Genomic DNA, 20,294 nt, shown 5'->3' with positions numbered 1-20,294 from the left:
AATCCCTTACATATCAGCAGCAAATCCTGGCTTTACTGCCCGGGGGCCACTGTCCTGACGGTATTCTCTTCCGCCCCCGGTCCTATGTTTTCCGGTCCTGCCATGGCTGCTTCACCGTCACCGCCAGGCCCAATTTTGCTGCCGGTACCGGGAACAATCCCGGCATCCACACCCGAACCAGGGGTTATATCCGGCCCGGATTCCATACCCGAACCTATGCCAGGTTCGATTGAAGTCTGGGAATTTGATTGTGGGGTCCCATTTTCCACTGACTCATTCCCCGCCTCATTTCCTGCCCCATCTACTGCCCCATTCTCTGCCTCATTACTAGTCTCATTCCCCAGTCCCTTCCCAGTCTCATCCCCCTGTCCCTTCCCTGTCCCATCCCCTGTCTGCATCTGAACGTCCTGGGCTGTCGGCATATCCGCCGATGTGGGCTTTGTGTCTTCTTTTTGGCCGGATGGGGATGTTTTTCCGGAGGATATATTGGTTGTTTTTTCCTCCTCTGTCCCTTCCAGGTGATAGCAGAGCACCGGGATTCCGGCTTCAATGTTCTCAAATATGGTTTTTGCAACAGCCGGAGGAAGATTGATACAGCCGTGGGATCCATTTTTCTTATAGATCGTCCCCCCAAAGCTGGAACGCCAGTAACCGTCATGCATTCCTATATTCCCGTTAAACGGCATCCAATATGTGACCGGCGTATTGTAATTCTTTCCTCTCAAAACCGCATTTCTCTGCTTATAGGTCAAATCGTAAGCGCCTGCCGGAGTGCTCCATCCCTTTGCCTCATTACCGGAGACAAAATCAGATTCGACCAGCAGCCTTCCGTCTTTATAATAGTATAAATGCTGGGCTGTAAGATTCATTTCCACATAAGTGGTTCCGTAATCAGGGCCGTCATGGCTGGCCGCTGTCTGAAGATACACTGGCTCCCGCTCCCGGCTTTTGCCGGACAGGATGATTGCTGTCAATTCATCTGTTTCCTTCTGTTGGTCGATCATCCAGCCATAATGCCCTTTTGTAATGGACACCGTGGGACCATAGGAGGTCTTAAGTTCCTTTGCTTTATAGGCTGTATTGTACTTCTTTGCCAGCCCCTGGACATATGCCTCTGCCTTTGACCTGTCTATCACCACTGTTCCGTTTTCGTCATCGGACAGCCACCGCATAATGGCAGTTCCATCCAACACCTCGCTGCGGCTTCCAAACCGGTAGGTCACAACCGTATCCGCATATGGTTTCCAGCGCTCCAGCCTGGATTTAAGATCCGGATCATGTTCCAGGATTTCCGGGCTTTTATAAACGCCTGCCTGTTCCAGTGAGATCCGTTGCTGTAAACCGGCAACTGCTTTTTCTGTCTCTTCCAAAAGCAGCTGAGGATCCGGACAATTTCCATATTTCTCCGGAATGATCTGAAGTCCCTCTCCGCTGACATAGGCCAAGTGTGCGTCCTCCGGTTCCCTGGTCTGCTCCGGCTTCAGGCATGCCAGACTAAGAACCTCCTGTTCAAACTTCCCTTTATCAAAGGAAACCATATAATCCTGCCCGTACTCCTCCCCCTTAATGCATCGGATTCCCCATAACAGTGGATTCTGATATTCCAGTATTGTCTCCAGGCATCCGTCAAAGACCGGTGCAAGACCAATGTCCCTGCCCAGGATACGCTCCTCTTTTCCGTCCCTCTCCTCCACCACCAGTTCATAGCCGCTGATACCTTCGGTGATCTTTGACTTGACCTCCTCCAGATCCATCCCTGATACAGAGATCCCCCCTATCACGGTATTAGGAAGAAACACTTTGTTATATTTCAGGCTGAATAGCAAATAAACAACCACTGCTGCAATCACTAAAACCTGTATCATACGTCTGATACATCTCTGCCGCTTTCTACCGCGGCGTTTCCGTTTCCCAGATGTGTATGGTTTCCGCTCTCCGCCCACGCTCTGTTTTCCCCGGCTTGGGCTGCCCTGGCCCTTAGCCGCGCTCCTGGATCTTTCCAACCGTTCATTCATGTTGCTGATATCCCTCTCTATTATAAACTGACGCTTTTCTGCTGCATTTTCATAGCAATATTGTAGCATTAACTTTGTATTGCGAGAACCGGAGAATTGTATGGCGTATAATTTCGGTCAGCAAGCAAAGAGGGACCGGCGCATGGCGCACGGTCCTTCTTTGGTATGATCATTCAAATTATCAGCGGGATATTGGTCTCGGCTTCACATCGGATACGAATTTACGGGCCTCCCGTTCCTCCTGCTCCATGATCCGCCTCCAGGCATCCGAAAACTCTTCCAGCCTGTTTTCGCACAGCAATGTGCTTATCTCCTTTGCGAATCCTGTATATCTCGCCTGAATGTTTTGGTTTCTGATCCGATACAGCATCACCGGGTATCCCCAGGTCAGCAGTCTTTGCAGCTTATGATAGCATTCACGTACGGTTGCCAGAGGGCAATACTGATCAATCCATTTAAAATACGCTTCAAAACATAGATGCACTCTTTTTTCCTGAATGAGTTGGGTAAATTTTCCGGTCAGGCGCTTCAGCTCCTCCGCCGTACATTCCTTAATGGTATACATTGTAATATCACGTATCGTCAGCGCAAAAATCTGAAGGCTTTCCAGATATAGGCTCATTCCTTCCAGGATACCGGGCATCCCGAAATTCAGTTTGGCTGTTCTCATAACCACCAGGGTTCCCTTTCCATGGAATGACTGGGTAACTCCCATTTGTGACAAAAGTTCCAGGGTGCGCCGTACCGTGGCCACGGATACATGATACTTTTGGGCAATCTGGGGCAGGGAGGGAAGATAGGTGCCAATCTGATATTCCCCTTTTACCACTTCCCAGATGAGATGGCCTGCAAGGGAATATTTGATCTGAGGCCTGCGGCGGTAAATATTCCACTGAAAGGGAATCCTGCTGCTGCCAATTAAATATTTAGTTCCTTCCTCCCTGATAAAGCGGGACAGGTCATCCATCAATTCTTTGTATGAGCCAAAAAAGATCTCCCTCAATAACTCAATGATCTCATGATTGGACATCCCCGTGTTCATCGGTTCCTGGTTTTCCAGCCGCTTATCCGTAAGATATGGGAAACGCAGATAGCGGATTTCTTCCCAAAACAGGTTCAGGATCAGCTTATTATTCAGCGTTCCCAAAGTCAGGCTGTAAAGTTCCACCAATACTGATATGACCCCCAGTGAGGGAAAGGCAAGGGCATTCCGTATCTTATCCCAGTCCTGCTGCGTCCCTTTCCTAAGTCCCTCCAGCCACAATGGCCCCATAAGCAGCGGGGCCGATTGGATCATATCTTTGATCCCTTCTTCACGGAGGGCAAAATACTTTGCTGCATGTTCCTTTACATCGCCTGATTTAGCCGCATATGTAACCACCGCTGTCTGATTGCCGGTCATTTTTATATGGCCCTTTCGCACCAGCAGTTCCAGGGCCGAATGAACGGCGGCAGGACTCATATGGAAAAACCGCCCTGTCTCCGGGATAGACGGCAGACATTCGCCGCATTTATATACCGCAAAAAGGATTCTGGATTCAAAATATTCGTAAATCACACGGTATAGCCCGTCATCTGTATACATATCGTTTCACCGGGCCGGCATTTTCATGTCATTTGGCCAGCATTATCATGACCGGACCAATCCTATGCGGCGCGTTCCCTTCTTTTGCAGTTGTTTTAATGTATTGTAAATTCTTGTTTTTATTTTTGCACGATTATATTATACAACGCGCTTTGATCTCCCAAAATAAAGATAAGTCGATAGGTCCCGTCCTGTGCATTTTGAGGAACAGCAATTGTAACAGAAGCATTATCCTCTGTCATTTGATTCTCTCCCGGGTCGATTTTTGTATTGCCCTTTATCTCCCAGCCTTCAACTCCAATATATGTACCGTTTTCTTTTTTCCTGACCTCAACCTGAATCTTTGTGGGCTGTTCCACGTATTCCATTAAATATGATACCGTAAATGGGATAACTGTTCCCGGTGCAGCCACACGTCCCTCTTTTTCGTCTGCTTCCACACTAAGGTTATATACGGGATCAGCCTTTACTTCATAGGATACCCCGGTACTGCTGATAAGGCTTTTACCGGCATTTATACCTACTGCGAAAAGTTGAGCCTCCATACGATTGCCTTCCAAAGATAAACCCGTTGTATGGGTCGTATCCATAATAACCGTTTGGTCCTGGTTTTCATTCAGGATCAGGTACACATTTCCATTAATTGGATAGTAGTTTTTGTCTCCGTAAATAAATACGGTCCCCTTGGGGAACTCTTTCCCCGCCTGCGATGAGAGCACCACTGCGGTTTTGTCTGATAGACGTGCATCCTGCTGTACGGAAACGGATATGCTTATGCTGTGTTCTCCTCTGGAAAAACCGCCCTGGCTGCCCAGTGTTATTGCAGCCATTGAATTATTGACTGTAAAATCCCCTCCTTTGGAGTCAGCTCCCGTGTCATTGCGCAGTCTGAGACTATATTCATCCGGTTTCAGGCCGCTTGTTCCGTCAAATGATACTATGACTGTAATGGTTTTAGAGGCAACGTTTTCTGTGAATTTATTGCTCTCCCACATCTGTGTAAAATGATTCAGCGGGATTTTCCCGTCCTGTTCCGTTCCCATTACAGTATAGAGATAGCATTGGCTTCCGCTCAGAAGTGTAAGCTTTGTACCGGCCGGCAGCTCATGTTTTGATCCATCTCCATTCTGCAGCTCCAGCCACACGCCGGAAGCGCCAATGACAGAATCCTGATTTTGAAGGGTAAAGGCCGCTGTAACAGAACTCTCCCGGGATATCACCACCGGTCCGGTATCCATCATGCCATTATATTGTTTTCCTGGCGCCATCCCGATAGCCGAAACAATGGATTCCTTCCAATGTATATTCAGTGTGACAGGCACCTGATTTCCATCCCCGTCCGTCAGGGTCAAAATAATCTCATCCGTGTCCTTAGGCGTAAAATCACCATTATTGTATAGCACAAAATCCATTGGCGCCTCATACCGGCTGTCCGTGGTGCCGAGAAAGACCGCGCCCAATGATTTGTCATATGTGTACAGATCATATGGTTCACTCATCAGATTTGCAGTATTCCACCCCTGGCTCTGAACAGGCTGCAATGTAATTGCCACATCATAACCTTCCAGATCAGCTTTCACTGCTTTTAAGGCAATCCCGCTTTCAGGTACCTTTATTCCGGCCAGGCTCAGGCTTCTGCTGGAATCCGCCGGGATCACCATTCTTCCCGTATAGCTTCCGCTCTCTGTTGCATAGAGATCAACGGTCTGTTCTGACAGCGCACTTGCTCTGGTGACGATCTCCACATTCAAGGTTACCACTTCCATCAGGTTGTTTCCCGCATAGCGTTCCACCACCACGGTCACAGTTCCCAGGTTCTGACTTACCCGGATGCCGTCATTGTAATAGGTCAGATTAAATTCAATTTTGGGGATACCTGTACTATCCTGGACCGGCGCCGTGTAATCCCAATCCTTTCCAATAACAGAGTTACTGCCGTTCTTAAGCGCCGTTTTATCGGAAATGACTCTGGACATCACATCCCCGTCTCCCAGCTCCTGCCGCATCATCAACCCAAAAGTGGTTGCCGGTGTGTTTTGTATCCTCTCTTTTTCCTGTGTTTCATCAATATCCACACCTGATGTAATCCATGTCCCTGTCTCCTGGTCCAGCCCTGCATCCACCAAAGCCAGTTTATCCGACAGCGTAATCTCACTGATAACATATCTGGAATCCTGCGTATCATCTATGGGAGGAAGCTCGATGGTACCTTCTGCAACAGCAAATCCATCCTCGCCCTGACCCGCATCCCCCAAATTCCGGGCAGTCAGAACCACATGGCGTGTAGCGCTGGCATTTTCCCCGGCCACTTTCCAGTAGCGGTACAATGTTCCTATATTGGTGTACCCCAGTTCCATATCTTCTCCGGGCACTACAAACCCTCCATCCGATGGATTCAGGTCTGAGGTCTTTACTCTGGCAAATGCATATGCCTCTGCCGTATCTCCCGCGATCATATAAAAATATCCTGTAACAGCACCGTATTCCTCAGAGCCGTCCTGGGCTGTGCTGGAAATACGAAATACCGTTCCTGTGGCAAGGACCACTGTATTGGGAATATCCGCAAGGGTATCTTTAGTCACCGCATGATCCTCAGTTTGATCCATACTTTTCAGGTTTGCCACCCCGTTGGATGCTGAATCCAATACCAATGTGCTTCCATCTTCTAAAACCAGGCTGTTCCCTAGTTTACCCAGGTTCTCGAAATTCCCCTTGTCTCCAATCCTGTTTAATGAATAAAGGGCCGTCTGATTGGAATTGGCAACATCCGACTGGCCGGCCAGCCGGACATGGGACTGGATCAGACGTACCTGATCCGCTCTTTGTATTGACGTGACTGCGCCGCTAACCTGCTCCGGCTGACCCGTGTCAGGGGCAGCCGTGCCAAAATGATCCAGCGTTACCAGACGCACGTCACCTGCATCACAGGATGCACCGCTGCCAAACACGCCTCCCCCTATCTCCATCTTTCCGGCACCGGCCCCATTAAAGCCATATCCGGTTCCGTCAATATAAATATGGGAAAAACCGTTCACTGTTATAGTGTCATAGTCCAGATCAGCGCCGTCACCTCCGTAATCTCCTCCCGCATAGACCGAACCGCCCACAACCAGGTCAGATGCACCCAAAACCGGCTTTTCGTCTGCATGGGATTTATAATAATTACATTTATCAACGGCCCCTGATCCAATGTGGACATGAGTGGATCCATTGACAATCCCCTGAAATCCTCCGCCAAAGACCTTTCCGGTAACCGTACCGCCTGTCAGATTCACAAACACAAGACCGGCTGCGGAAGTCTCGTCCTGGACTCCGCTTTTGCCGTCATTACTCAGTTCGCTTCCTCCATAGATATTTCCCCGCACCCATCCGCCTTCCATATTAACGGTGGAGCCTCCGTAAACAAAGCGGTCATCTGTCTTTCCCAGAGCCCCTCCATATATGGAGCCGTTTACCGTCCCGTTGGTCATATGTACAGCAGTCCTCCCATATGTGAGTCCTTCCTCCCCGCCTCCGTAAACATTTCCTTTGACGGTTCCCCCATTGATCATTACTTTTGTTGACCCCCGGACCTGGGCTGTCTTTCCTCCCCCGTAGATATAGCCTTCCACAACTCCGTCCTTTATTTCAACCGCTACTTTGGTATCCTCACATACACGGGCACATGTTTCATACCCTGTCTTGCTGACGCCTTGGCCTCCGCCGTAGATATTGCCCCGGATCGTGCCTCCGCACACCGTGATATTGGCTTCCCCATTGAGATATGCGTTTTCCTTGCCGTACTCTTTGTCAATATAGCCTTTACCGCTTGCATATATACTGCCTGTTATAACAGCGTCATTGTCTATGGTAATGTTCGCTTGTCCGGTTAAGCTTCCAAACTCAGATGCCGGGGTACCGTTTTCTTCATTGCCGCCGCTCACCTCCGAATCTCCGCCTATGCCTGCGGCATATATATTTCCCACAGTTCCCCCTGATACCTCTATATTTACCACTGACGGCTCTCCGCCGCTTACCACATATGCGGCGGAACCGGAACCATAGATATTTGCGACATTTCCTCCCGTTACATGAATATCCAGTTTTCCCTGATAGGTTGGAATCGCTGTGTTCCTTCCCGAACCAGCACCATAGACATCCGTAACAGACCCGCCTGAAATATTTATCGTTGTATTACCGCTATAGGGGGCTTTCACAGTAGTGTAACCCTGGCATCCGCCGATCAGTTTTGCTACTGTTCCTCCTTTAATATTGACGCTCACATTTCCATTCTTAATTTCCCCGCTGGCGCTTCCGGCTACGATACTGCTGACAACTGCGGTTCCGTCCACTGTGATAACCGCCTCGTTATCATTTGCGTCAAACGATGTTTTACTCCGTATATACCCGATAATCCTGTTGAACCGGCCACTGCGGACTTCAATTCTGCCCGGCTTGACTGTCAATGTCCCGTCTTTTGATGCTCCGTACAAATACAATCCGTTACACGTAACATCATCTCCAATGAGTATACTATATCCATTGCCGTATATATGGCCCATGTCCCCCAAGATCAATGACTCAAAGGCGATATCTTCATACAGATAGAACTCACTTGTTGCTGTTGCTGTGGTGCTGAAAAATTTAGTATTCTTTGTGGTTCCTTTAATGGTCACAGGAACCGGAACATCCTTTAAAAAATGGGACACAGCGTCATAGTCATAATTTTGGAGTAAAATAATCTGGTTGTTATCCGCAGTTCCGCCCTCATCAGCGGGCTTTAATTTTGCAGCAGCCGCCTCAATTGTTTTAACCGGGGCGCTCTCTATGCCTGGATTACTGTCGTTTCCATTGGTCTGGTCCACATAGACTGTTTCAAGCACGGCCACACCGTTTGCAGGTTCCGAGTACAGTGTATCAGGATTCTCTGCTCCAAAAGTCCTGGCCAGCTGAAGGGGCGTCACCGCACAGCGGAACCGCTTTGTGATATCTCCCGCTTCTACCAGACGCTCATATACAGGAGAGTCCGCGCCGGTGATGTCTTCCCATCCCCCATCCTCCCGGATATCCCCATCCTGTTCAGAACATTGCCACTGATACAAAAAGGCATATCCGTCCAGGCTTTTTACAGCTTCTTCTGTATCCTTATTGATCAAGGTGTAGACCGCGCGCTCCCCTTCCCGGTCCGCCTTAACACCCAGTTGGCATGTTCCAATGGCCTTCCATGCGGAATACAGGCTTAGATAAACGTCCTCTCCCACATCCATATACGCTCCGGGCGCCAATGCTTCCTCCGGTCCTGTCCCCGGTGCCAAGGTCCACCCGGCAAACTCTGTGGAAAAAAGGGCATTATCATCCCATGGGGACGTTATTTCTTCCGGGCATTCCGGCAGACAGATCTGACCTTCACGGGCCGGAAGTTCCATTTCCGCCACATCATCCAGGGCCACTGTAATATAACTGTCCGCCATCAGATAACCGGCACATTCCGCTGCTTCAATAAATGTATCATTATCCGGAGAGCAGATGACCATACCGGTCTGTCCCTCATAGAAAATTGTTTCCGGATTCTCTATCTTCTGCTGTGAAATATATTCAATGTCATAATCCGGATCTTTATCCTTATGGGTATTGGAATCCTTTTTGGTGTTACTCCCTTTATCTTCCTTTCCTGCCTCAATCCCGGAAGGAAAATCCTGGGTTTGGCCATCCTCCTTGTCAGGGTTACCCGTATCAGGATTCACCGTATCATCTTCTGATGTCCCTGTTATATCCCCGGCCGTGGAATTGGTTTCATTGCCAGAGCTGTCGTCCTTGGATGAGCCATTATCCTGCTCCTTGCCGCTGCTGTTCTGGGAAGAATCATCTCCCGGTAAATCCGGGGCGGTATCGGATGAGCCGGAGTTGTCTTCAGAATTATCTTCGGTGTTGTCTTCTGAGTTATCTTCAGAATTATCTTCGGTGTTGTCTTCTGAGTTATCTTCAGAATTATCTCCGGAATTGTCTTTAGAATTGTCTTCGGAATTATCTCCACCAGTGTCTGAATTACCTTTGCCGGTATCGGTGTTTTCCCCGGAGTTGTCCGGAGTACCATCACTTGTACCGGCGTTTTCTCCGGCAGCGTCTGAACTGCCGCCATTTGTATCAACATTCTCTATGCCGCTGTCTGATTTTCCTTCAGAGGAATCGCCTCCCCCTGAAATATCTGGATTTTCTTCCGCCATTCCCTCCCCCACACGGGGAACCTGATAATTTTCTATCCTGGCAGTGACTGAAAACAGCTTCTCCGGCTCTGTCTGGTCCGGCTCTGTCTGGTCCCGCTCTGTCTGGTCCGGTTCTTCCTGCCCTGTTTTCTCCTGGTCCGGCTCCTCTTTCCGGGTTTCTGCTTTCTTTGATTCCTCTTTTTTAGTTTCACCTTTCGTGGTCTGGTCTGTTTCTTCTTGATCCGGCTTATCCGCTGCGGTCCGGTCCGGTTCTTCCTGATCCGGCTTATCCGCTGCGGTCTGGTCCGGTTCTTCCTGATCCGGTTCCTTATTCGTGGTTTGATCCAGTTCTTCCTTCGCTGAAGGGTCTGACTCTTTCTGGTCCGGCTGGTCCTTTTCCTCTGCCTGAGATGGGGTGGCCGGTTGGACAGGTTCACTTTCTTCCGGCTCTGCCTTTTTCCATTCTGTGATCTCTCCTCCCTCAAATTCATTGCGGATCACAGTAAATCCCGGTGCCCGGTCCAGGCTTTCTCCTGAAAACGCATAGTCACCGATCCCCACAATGCTTTCAGGAAGTATCAGCTCTCCCTGCAGTCCACCTAATCCATAGAATAAATAATCGCCGATATAGGTGATCCCATCCTCAATGACCAATGCATGGATTTCATCCGCATATTCCGAAAAGGGGGCGGTATCTCCGGTAAAATCTCTTGTATCACCATATCCTCTAACGGTCAGCACGCCGTCTTTCAGGACTGCCTTCACATCACCGCCAATGTCAAAGGATTTTTTATTTCCTTCTGTCGCATATGCCAGCATGGACCCAAAGTTCAGATTGCTCAATATAAGGCATAAAGCAAGACACAACGCCAGCATACGCTGCCCATCGTATCTTTGCCTCCTCAATTGATGTTTCCGGCTTTTCCTATCCATCTCATTCCCTCCGCTGCAAAAAAATGACTGTTATACTCATTTGACCACGGACATCACCCGTCCGTTCTGCTTAGATCAATGGCATCTGCAAATGAACCCTGACCCGACACTATTATATCGTCCTCTGATTTCAGCAATACCAATGAATAGATCCCATATCCGGGCGAACGAAACGTACATTGATCATCTTTATAATCCTTAATACGGATGTCAGCTTCATCCGGTATCACACCTGACGGCAATGTGATCCTTATATCTTTTTCACCATCCCCGCAGACCATGGTCAGCACCGCTGCAATATGGCCAGCCTCATCCTCCACCACATACTGGTTACCCAGCTGCCTTTTAAATACGCCTGTAAGCGTCTTTTTATAAGGCGATTCTGATTCTGCAACTACCTTTATTTCTTCTAATTCCAATGGTCCCCCACTGTTTTCAGGTTTGGTTGTGGGCGTAACCACAAGCGGCACAGGAGTCTTTTCACCTGCATTCATTGTCCCGCTTATCACGGCAGTATCGCCGTTAACAGTGCCTCCTGTCACACTCACTCTATACGTAATATCCGCGGATGTTACTCGCTGTGAATCCGCAAAATTACAGAGCTGGATTGTTAAGGATTCCGCCATAGGATCAATAAAATATACAGCCAGGCCTTCGTCTTCATTTAACAGGTCACTGGCAAAGTAAAATGTCTGTGCCTCTACAACACCGCTTTGACTCTCCTCTTTCATATAACGTGCAGCCGCTATTCCTGCCAGAAACAGAAGGAGCATAAAAGCAATGGCCAATATCAGAACCGTTCTTTTCCCATTTCTGCCCATTTTCCTCATCTCAGACGCCTCCTATTGCTGCTCAACCGGAATGGTCTGTTCCGAGCTGACCGTCAGTGTCACCAAATCAATCTCATCCGCATATTCAGTGCCCGTCTGTTCCTCCGGCCATGTAACAGCCAGCGTATACGTATGAATAACAGAAACAGAATGGGGCAGATAACCGCCCTTTACAACCGCCATTCCGTTATTTAAAGTTAATTTTCCATTTTCTCCGGTCTCCGCAAATGTTCCGCCATGATCGGGGCTGCTGATCTCAGGGGTGAGCGCAAATTCCAAAGGAAGATTGCCGGTGGTCTCCACCCCGATGGAATAGTCCTGCCCAACTTCACTTATCACTCCATCTTCCATGTTCGTAACTGAAAATATGTAATCCTTCGTTTTACCAGGGCGCAGCCCGTTTACATGAATATCAATGGCAGTGCTGCTGCTGCCCCAGGCTGCCACAGAAGCGGCGGCCGTTCCATCCGCCTGTGCCGTAAACCGCGCATAGGACAGAGACCAGGCAGATATGCCTGCTGCGGCAAGCAGCAAACCATATCCCACAATTCTGGATTTTGTCAAATGTTTTCTCATTCTGATAGATCCCCTCCTGGCCCCTTAACCATCCTGACCACATCCGCCCCCCAAATAAGCCATATGGCAAGCATCATGATCAACATCATTCCTGCTGGATTTTTCAAAAATAGTACAGCCTTCCCAACCATAGGAATCACAACAGCCACCCTTCCTATGATATGATTTTCAGAAAGCAGTTCCTTGTCCGGAACATTATTGGCATCCCCTTTTGTCACAAATCCTTCCTGTGCCTTTTCCAAAATCCGATGAGTGACTGACAAGCCTCCGCTGTCAAACACAACAATGTCTCCCACCCTGTATTCCTTCTCACGCTGAACAATGACCAGGTCACCGATTGACATTGACGGCTCCATACTGCCGGAAAGAATGACTGCCCGGGACCACCCAAACAGCTCAGGCCGTATAAAGAAGCAAAGGTTCAGCAGTACTGCTATAACCAATGAGGCCAAAACCGCTGTGCGTAAACATTTTCCCATGCATCCCATTCAGACATCTCCTTTCCCGCCCTCAGATTAAGGTGCTTCCTGCTGGGCTGATATTTTAAGCCTGACCCTATAAGACTCACCTGCTTCGCCCGCCGCCGTGTCGATCCCATCATTTCCGCTCTCATACGGCCACTTCCACTCCAGAACATAGGAATGGCTCTCACCTGCACCCAGGCGCAGGGTATCACTTTTTACAGCGCTGCCTTTCTGCGTATCCCACCAGCCGGTAAGGGGCTTTTTGTCCCCTTCGGTTACGATCCGGAAACGCATGGGAATATGAATACTTCCTTCCTGAATTGACAGGTTACATGTAACATTAAAATCATTTTTATTTTCCAGTTTAAAAGGATAGCTGCCCTCCACCCCGGGCAAAAGAGTCTGATCATCTCCGGCCGGACCGGAAAACAATTGGATTTCCTGGCCCTGTGTCCAGCTCACATAAAAATTCGGGATCGGTCCTTCATCTTCATGATCACCGGTGTTTCCGCTGTTTCCGCCATCTCCGTTGGTGTCCCCGCTGTTTCCGCCGCCGCTGCCCCCGTTGGTATCTCCGTTACTTCCGCTGCTTCCTCCGTTGGTATTTCCGTTATTTCCACCACCGCTGTCTCCGCTGGTATTTCCGTTATTTCCACCACTGCTGTCTCCGCTCGCCGCTCCGTTACTTCCGCCGCCGCCATTCATTTCCCCATTGTTTCCTTCGCCGTGTTCTTCCCTTTTTTCCGGCTTTTCCCCGTTTCCATCTGCATCATATATGCTTCCTGATATGCTTTCATCCGGATCCCCTTGTGCCTTTGTACCTGATCCAATGGGAGACACCTGATTATCCCCGGATATAACAACGCCGCCTGCTCCCGGCTGCCCACGCTGTCCGTCCGGGGTCAGGATTTCTGTGCCACTATTATTTCTCTCTATGACCGTTCCGCCCGGCAGTATGATGTTCCCGTTTTCCATTATCCTGGTCCCATCGGGCAGTGATTGATCCTGATCCGGATAAACCACTTCATTTTCAGGGGTCAGAAGAGCAATGCCCAAAGGACCTTCGCTTGCCGGCGCAATCACAGTTCCGTCTGCGCTGACCACTGCACCTCCGGGTGTTACAAGGGTCCCCTCCCTTCTATGCGCTTCTCCTGTGGGGGTCACTATACGGCCGTCCTCTGTCAGGTAGGTCAGTTTCTCCGGATCAATATACAATGTGCTGTTCTCTTCATCCAGCTCAATCACCACTTCCAGCATCCTGACATCCACGGCAACTTCTATGGTGTACTTCCCGCTTTCCTTCAGGCTTACATTGACTCCCGAATCCGCCTGAGCCGCAAAAAGGTCAATGCTCCGCTCTCCCAAGACATTGCCTGCCGGGTCTAAGATCCGGACCTGATGTTCTCCGCCTTCCACATGGAAAAATGAAAAACCTCCAGCCGCATCCGTAACCGTTTCCCTGGGCTCACTGTGGAGCTGGACCCGCCCCCGTGCATAGGGCCGGCCATTGGTATAATTGATCTTTCCGGTCAAATGGAATATCTGCTGTATTGCAGACTCTCCTTCGGTTCCGTCAGGCGTGAGGAGTATCGTATCAATCCTCTGACCGGATGATCCCGGAAATGCAGACCTGCCAAGAATATATCCAGCCGCACAGGATGACAAAAGCATAAGCAGAAATAACAGCAGTACGGGGATCCATTTATGATCCCCTGCCTTCTTTTCAGGAACAAAACTGTTCGGATGTTTTTTGATCATAATCCCTCTCCTCTGCCGGCAGACACGGCTGATATTCGGTCTAAGAGAAAAAACGCGGCGGCTTGCCACGTTCTTTCTCTTAGGCTGAATGCGCTAAGACACCCTGCCTCCGGCACAGGGAGGCGGGGGTGGTTAAGCTGTTGTGGATGTCGGTTCCACCTGGGTTCCGGTAGCTTTAATATCCAGTGTCCAGGACTTACCGGCATAGTCATTATCGTTACGTGCCGCGGTATCATCGGAGCCATAATCCCATTCCCAGTTAACGGTAATGGTCTTTTTCATGGCGTCAGCTCCATCTGCATAATTAATTGTTCCGGTTATGTCGCCCCCCAGATCATATGTTGTATCACCTACATTGAATATCAGATCATCCGGCAGGTCCACATCTGATGCCGCAGTAATCGTCACACTATAATCAATACCAACCTCACTGCCTGACCCGTCTAGCACAATATCAAATGATCCTTTTGTCCCTGGAGCAAGTACTGTATCTTTGATGGTGTCCCCCTCATAAGCGGTTCTTCCCATATCGATTCCGGTGAATTCGGTTCCGTTTCCAGCTGCCTCAAAATTCCAGGCCGCCACCGTTGCCGTTGCCGTCCCTTCTACCTCGGTTACAAACTTTGCCAATGTCCCTCCTGTCAGACAGGTTGTCATCAGAGTCAATACCAAGGCTAATGCACCAAGACGCGCTACATAAGATTTTTCTTTCATATGTATTGTCCTCTCTTTCATTTCAAACTGGGAACCATGTATGACCGCCCAGACACGGCTCCCATGTGTCTGAGGCACTGCACCCAGGTATTACTCCTGGCTTATATAACAGCTTTTATCACACTGTGCCTGTGATATTCAGCCGGTGCATTCGTTTTTCACTTACAATCCAGGCTCTTTTTCTTCCTGTCCCATCTTCTCCCTGGCCCTGTAGCTGTACAATTCCGCCTCCAGATCAGCCCTATGCTTAGCCTCTTTCCTGTCAAGCTCCCTTCTTCTCCAGATATCCCACAGGATAAACAGGCAAAGAGGGCATATCATAAACAAGATCATTCCTGTTGTGGACTGCATAAACATGATCCCATTGCCCAGTCCTGTAATCTTTCCTCCCCGCCAGATTCCCTGCACCTGGTCCGCTCTCACAGCTTTCCGGTCTGCCGTGTTGTTCCCATCGCCCTGTGTAATGTACCGCACCTGACCGTCTTCCCCCTCCCGGACCGCCACGATCCTATGGGTGATGGCCTGGCCGGAGTCCAGATAACAGATCACGTCCCCTGTTTGAAGCAGGTCCGGATCTGTTTTATGTAAAAATATCATATCCCCTGTCAGAATCTCCGGCTCCATGGAACCGGATAGGACAATGGCCGGTTTTACTCCAAATACCCCCGGCATCTCGCCCGGCTTTGTGTAGGTACTGATGATCAATGTCAGGTTTATAACGATCACAGGAATAAAGATCATACACAATATCCCGCCTATCACAGACCCAATTGAACATTTCTTTTGTTTGCTCATTTCTATTCCTCCTTTGGGGAGATGTTTTGCTGCATCTTCTGCCGGATTCGGAATACCTCCCGGCAAAACTCTATATAATCCATGTCAGTCTCTTGTGTATCCCGTCTTTCCCATTCCGGATCAGCCCCATTTGTAAATACATTGACAACAAACTGGTTTTTATCATGCTTCATTTTCCTCTGTACCTCCCGAACGCTCAGCTCATCCGCCCCACGGTCCCGAATCCTTGGATTTACATACTCAGATTAGACAAACAGGCAAAATAAAAAGCCGATGCTGCATGCGTCAGCCGGCTTACTAAATCCTGCAGCTGGCTGACATCCCTGTTAAAAGGGGAAATCCCTGTAGCTTTGCGTCACTAGCTTTCGCTAGTTTTGCTGATCGATCATTTATATTATGGGGTATTTCTAAAGGAAGCATCTCATATGAGAGATTACATAATATACATTATGTAATAGAATTCCGACTGAAAGCAGAGCAACACTTTCGTGGGGAACATTCGCCATATCCAAATTCAACTCTGCTCATGTGTTTTGGAAAAAATAGTGAAAAGTAAGAGGCCGGAATCCGGAAAAGTATTGAAAAAAACAGGTTTTAGATGCATAATAAAAACAGGATTAGGAAAACACATTTATTGGCCATTACATAATGTATATTATGTTCTGGTCTTTTTATATTAGAAGGCACATCCTTGATAAAACACGGGCATGTTCTTCTTCACTGGTAAATGTATAGATCCTGGTATACTCAATATTGGAATGTCCTAATATATCGGCCAGATGCACGATATCCTTCTGCATCCGGTAATATGTGACTGCAAACAGGTGGCGCAGATTGTGGGGAAAGACTTTTTCAGGGCTGACTCTTGCGGTTTTGCACAATGCTTTCATTTCCGCCCATACATTGCACCGGTTGACCGGAGTCCCATTTTTAGTAATAAAAACAGGCCCTGAATGGATCCCATTCTGGCGGCAGTATTGGATCAGGCTTTTTTTCAGCTTCTTTGGCAAAAAGACCGCCCGCTCCTTGCCTTTGTTGTAAATGGTAACATTTCCCCTTTCCAATGCCTCCCTTGTGATAAACCGGTGTTCACTGACCCGGATGCCGGTACTGCAGATTGCCTGGATCATCAGGAACAAACGGCTGCTGGATTTCGCCTTTGCCGCCAGAGCCAGCCTGTTGTACTCTTCTTTTGTCAGTTCCTTGTCCTTTTTGCGGAACGGGCTTCTCTGTATTTTAAACAGCTTTACCTGGCAGTCCTTTTTTTGAATAAAATCCAAAAAACGGTTCACTGACACCAGCATACTATTGGCGCTGGTGGTCTTGTATCCCTCTATGATCGCCTGTTTATAGCCGATCACCACCTCTTTTGAGATTTCCCCACCGTCAGGCAGCCATGAAAGAAACGCCCGCACATCTCTTCCGTATTTCTCAATGGTTGCACCGGAGCGCTCTTCCTCCAATAAATAATTTCTAAACCGGTATAGCTTATCCTCTAATTCACCATGGTTTTTCATGGATTGCTTCCTCCTGTCATCAATCGGCATCAACTGGTATATATACATTAAAATGTATGTCTTTTACTATCCTAACACAGACAGATACCGCGGGGAAGGTAGGGGTATTTTACAATTTTTAACTTTTTCATGATACTTCTATGACAGTAATGGTGAGTGTGGAAAGGTGCGCAAAAAAGCTGAACACTCGGATGTTTACGAAGTGTTCAGCTAATATCATTTTTATTCAGATATGCATATGTATCTGTTGGGGCATTGTCAGGGTTATCCCATATGCCTGTGCGACAAAATTGGAAACAATCGCCATGTACATGGCTGCACCGGCCATATTGATGGTGTTGCCCAGGGGCACCAGAAAGCTGCTGACTTCCGGTGTCAATCCCAATTTCTCGGAAGCCCGCATATTAGACGGAAGCACTGCCATATTTGAAGTGGTACTAAAAACAATGAGCAGCGGTTCCTGCATCGCGTCCAGAAATTGTTTAGGTGTAATCTTGCAGATAAAAAACAGCATTGGGGCATAAACTACCAATATAAATACAATAATGCATCCATATACAGGATCATTTTTCCAAGGGGCGGAAGGCTATCCAATATAGATTGCTAAAGCGCTTTACCAATCAATGCTTACATTGCTAACCTTCTTCGTCTCTCTGCCCTGAAATGCTGTGTTTCATGCTTCACAGTTCTTACCGTTATGCTTTTCTTTGAGAAGCTGTTCTTTTTTCATCAATCCCTGCTCATATTTCCGGATTTTGAGATTCAATGTGTCCAAAGACCTCTGCATGTCGGCCATGCGCTCCTCAAGGCGCCTGCGCTGCTCGATCAGGATCCCCTTTCTTGCGTCAATGGTTTCATCCCCCTGTTTAAACAGGGCCACGTATTCGATCAGGGCTTCAATCTCCACACCGGCCTTACGCATACATTTCATCAATTCGATCCATCCGCAGGACTCTTCATCATAGTCCCGGATTCCCCCGGAAGTCCGGGGTACTCTGGGAATCAGGCCGATCCGCTCATAATACCGCAATGTGTCAGCCGTTATATCATACTTTTTACAAACCTCTGCTATGGTCATGGCATACTCCTTACAGGCACATGGTCAGTATCTTTCTGATATCCTCACGGTTCAAAGGTTTATATCCCTGAAGGATCCCTCCGCCGCAGGCTTTTTCAGCCATAATATCAAAATTGCTGTCATCAATGCCGATCTCAGTCAATGTGGAGGCTAAGCCCAGCTTGCCAAACAGGAAGTCCGCTGTCATCTCAATACTCTTTTCGGCTACCTCCATTTCCGGAAGGGATGGGTCAATGCCAAACACATTCACACCGTATTGATAGAACCGGTGGGCCGTAGTCACATCCAGGACATATCTCATCCAGCGGGGTGTTACAATCGCCAGTCCAAGTCCATGGGTGATGTCATAGATAGCAGACAGCTCATGTTCAATAGGATGGCAGGTCCACTCACAGTTCTGCAATGCTCCGGCAAATCCATTGATCGCCCATGAACTGGTCCACATCAGGTTTGCCCTGGCCTCATAATGATCCGGCTGTTCCATTGCAATGGGCGCATACTTCATCACTGTTTTGATCATACCTTCCATAAAGCAGTCCAGCATATACATGCTGCCGCCTTCCGGAACAAAATAGATTTCCAGCAAATGAGACAATATATCGGAGGAGCCGCAGGCTGTCTGATACTTGCTCACAGAATAGGTCTCCGTGGGGTCTAAGAAGGATACCTTTGGCTGCATGGGCGGGAACATGCGGCCGATCTTGTCTTTTGTTTCCGGATTGCTGATCACACCGCCGGAATCCATCTCAGAACCGGTTGCCGCCAAGGTGAGCACGGTTACAATAGGAAGGCATTGTTCCACCGGCACCTTATCCAGGAGAATGTCCCATCCATCCCCGTCATAATAAGCTGCAGCACCAATGTACTTGGTACAGTCAAGGACTGATCCCCCGCCCACTGCCAAAAGCACGTCTATCTTTTCTTTTTTACAGATATCCGCACCTGCATTTACGGAGGATACCCTTGGATTGGGATCAATGCCGGAAAGCTCAAACACTTCCATTCCGGCTGCTTTTAACTGTGCCATCACACGGTCATAGAGACCGCTTTTCTTAATGGAACCGCCGCCGTAGCACAACAGGGCCTTCTTTCCAAAAGCAGATACTTCTTTGCCCAGATTATCCAACTGGTCCGGGCCAAAGTATACTCTTGTAGGGATGTCATAAACAAATGAATTCATATAGATCACCTTTCCTTTCCAAAAACATATTTTATGGTAATTTTTCATATTCCCGGTCAGTAACCGGTTCACACCATTCATTACCTGTATTGGTTCCCGGCACCTCCACTGCAATATGGCTGAACCAGGAGTCGGCTTTTGCACCATGCCAGTGTTTTACCTCTGCCGGAATTGTGATCACCGTCCCCGGCTCCAGGCTGACCGCATCCTTTCCCTCCTCCTGGTACCAGCCGCTTCCCGCCGTGCACACCAGAATCTGGCCGCCGCCCTCATCTGCGTGGTGTATGTGCCAGTTATTCCGGCAGCCCGGCTCAAAGGTCACATTTGCCAGAAACACAGATGACTCTCCCGGTTTTGTCAGCGGGTTCAAATACGAGTTTCCTGTAAAATAGCGGGCAAACCCAGTATTAGGCGTTCCGATGCCAAACATGTTGACTTGTTCAAATTCCTCTTTTTCCTGAATTTCCATGGATCTACCTCCTTGTGATATGGTCATTATAAGTGTTGGAGTCAACTCCAAGTCAAGAGGTTTTTTAAATTTTTTCCTAAAATGTAATATTAACTTCTTGTTTCACCAACTAAATTCGTGATTGACGATTTCAGTCTTACACAGAATGTGATATGATTCTCTTGGTAAGTGGATTCCTCCAGTCAAGGAGGATTATTA

At 48.5% G+C, this 20,294-nt stretch carries 15 protein-coding genes and 1 riboswitch; all 15 genes read right to left on the bottom strand.

The window, feature by feature from the left end; genetic code table 11:
* Positions 1-32: 32 nt before the first annotated feature.
* On the bottom strand, positions 33-2,015 hold the full coding sequence (locus ABID13_RS21575; protein ID WP_242849266.1) for a L,D-transpeptidase family protein: 1,983 nt from the start codon (positions 2,013-2,015) through the stop codon (positions 33-35).
* A 181-nt stretch (positions 2,016-2,196) separates the two neighbouring features.
* Positions 2,197-3,600 (bottom strand): GntR family transcriptional regulator, encoded by a 1,404-nt coding sequence (locus ABID13_RS21570; protein ID WP_045093993.1) that lies wholly within the window; start codon positions 3,598-3,600, stop codon positions 2,197-2,199.
* Between the two features lie 119 nt (positions 3,601-3,719).
* On the bottom strand, positions 3,720-10,715 hold the full coding sequence (locus ABID13_RS21565) for a hypothetical protein (RefSeq protein ID WP_048930273.1): 6,996 nt from the start codon (positions 10,713-10,715) through the stop codon (positions 3,720-3,722).
* A gap of 53 nt (positions 10,716-10,768) precedes the next feature.
* Positions 10,769-11,545 carry a hypothetical protein gene (locus ABID13_RS21560; RefSeq protein WP_048930274.1) on the bottom strand — a complete coding sequence of 259 codons (777 nt, stop codon included), beginning with the start codon at positions 11,543-11,545 and terminating at the stop codon, positions 10,769-10,771.
* Between the two features lie 12 nt (positions 11,546-11,557).
* Positions 11,558-12,121, bottom strand: coding sequence for a hypothetical protein (locus tag ABID13_RS21555; protein ID WP_048930275.1), 564 nt, complete (start codon positions 12,119-12,121; stop codon positions 11,558-11,560).
* Entirely contained in the window at positions 12,118-12,609 is a 492-nt protein-coding gene (locus ABID13_RS21550; RefSeq protein WP_048930276.1) for a signal peptidase I, read from the bottom strand. Before ABID13_RS21550 ends, ABID13_RS21555 begins: the two co-directional genes overlap by 4 nt.
* A 27-nt stretch (positions 12,610-12,636) precedes the next feature.
* Positions 12,637-14,343: a carboxypeptidase-like regulatory domain-containing protein gene (locus ABID13_RS21545; protein ID WP_048930277.1), complete on the bottom strand. Its 1,707-nt coding sequence runs from the start codon at positions 14,341-14,343 to the stop codon at positions 12,637-12,639.
* 132 nt (positions 14,344-14,475) lie between these two features.
* A complete protein-coding gene (locus ABID13_RS21540) occupies positions 14,476-15,057 on the bottom strand; it encodes a hypothetical protein (protein WP_048930278.1) in 582 nt (193 codons plus the stop codon).
* 162 nt (positions 15,058-15,219) lie between these two features.
* Positions 15,220-15,852 (bottom strand): signal peptidase I, encoded by a 633-nt coding sequence (locus ABID13_RS21535; RefSeq protein ID WP_007859222.1) that lies wholly within the window; start codon positions 15,850-15,852, stop codon positions 15,220-15,222.
* 2 nt (positions 15,853-15,854) lie between these two features.
* Entirely contained in the window at positions 15,855-16,025 is a 171-nt protein-coding gene (locus ABID13_RS21530; protein WP_007859224.1) for a hypothetical protein, read from the bottom strand.
* A gap of 129 nt (positions 16,026-16,154) precedes the next feature.
* A riboswitch (cyclic di-GMP riboswitch) is annotated at positions 16,155-16,241 on the bottom strand.
* 282 nt (positions 16,242-16,523) lie between these two features.
* Positions 16,524-17,369: a tyrosine-type recombinase/integrase gene (locus ABID13_RS21525; RefSeq protein ID WP_048930279.1), complete on the bottom strand. Its 846-nt coding sequence runs from the start codon at positions 17,367-17,369 to the stop codon at positions 16,524-16,526.
* A 226-nt stretch (positions 17,370-17,595) separates the two neighbouring features.
* Positions 17,596-17,916, bottom strand: a complete 321-nt coding sequence (locus ABID13_RS21520) for a dicarboxylate/amino acid:cation symporter (protein WP_227162089.1) — start codon at positions 17,914-17,916, stop codon at positions 17,596-17,598.
* A 126-nt stretch (positions 17,917-18,042) separates the two neighbouring features.
* Positions 18,043-18,447, bottom strand: coding sequence for a MerR family transcriptional regulator (locus tag ABID13_RS21515; protein ID WP_007859232.1), 405 nt, complete (start codon positions 18,445-18,447; stop codon positions 18,043-18,045).
* Positions 18,448-18,457: 10 nt separating this feature from the next.
* A complete protein-coding gene (locus ABID13_RS21510; RefSeq protein WP_048930332.1) occupies positions 18,458-19,627 on the bottom strand; it encodes an iron-containing alcohol dehydrogenase in 1,170 nt (389 codons plus the stop codon).
* Between the two features lie 31 nt (positions 19,628-19,658).
* Entirely contained in the window at positions 19,659-20,096 is a 438-nt protein-coding gene (locus tag ABID13_RS21505; RefSeq protein WP_007859236.1) for a cupin domain-containing protein, read from the bottom strand.
* Positions 20,097-20,294: the final 198 nt, after the last annotated feature.

It is taken from the genome of Enterocloster citroniae (assembly GCF_040545455.1).
GTDB lineage: Bacteria > Bacillota > Clostridia > Lachnospirales > Lachnospiraceae > Enterocloster > Enterocloster citroniae.
The sequence above is the reverse complement of the archived record's forward strand: the minus strand, read 5'-3'. Positions and strand labels throughout refer to the sequence as shown.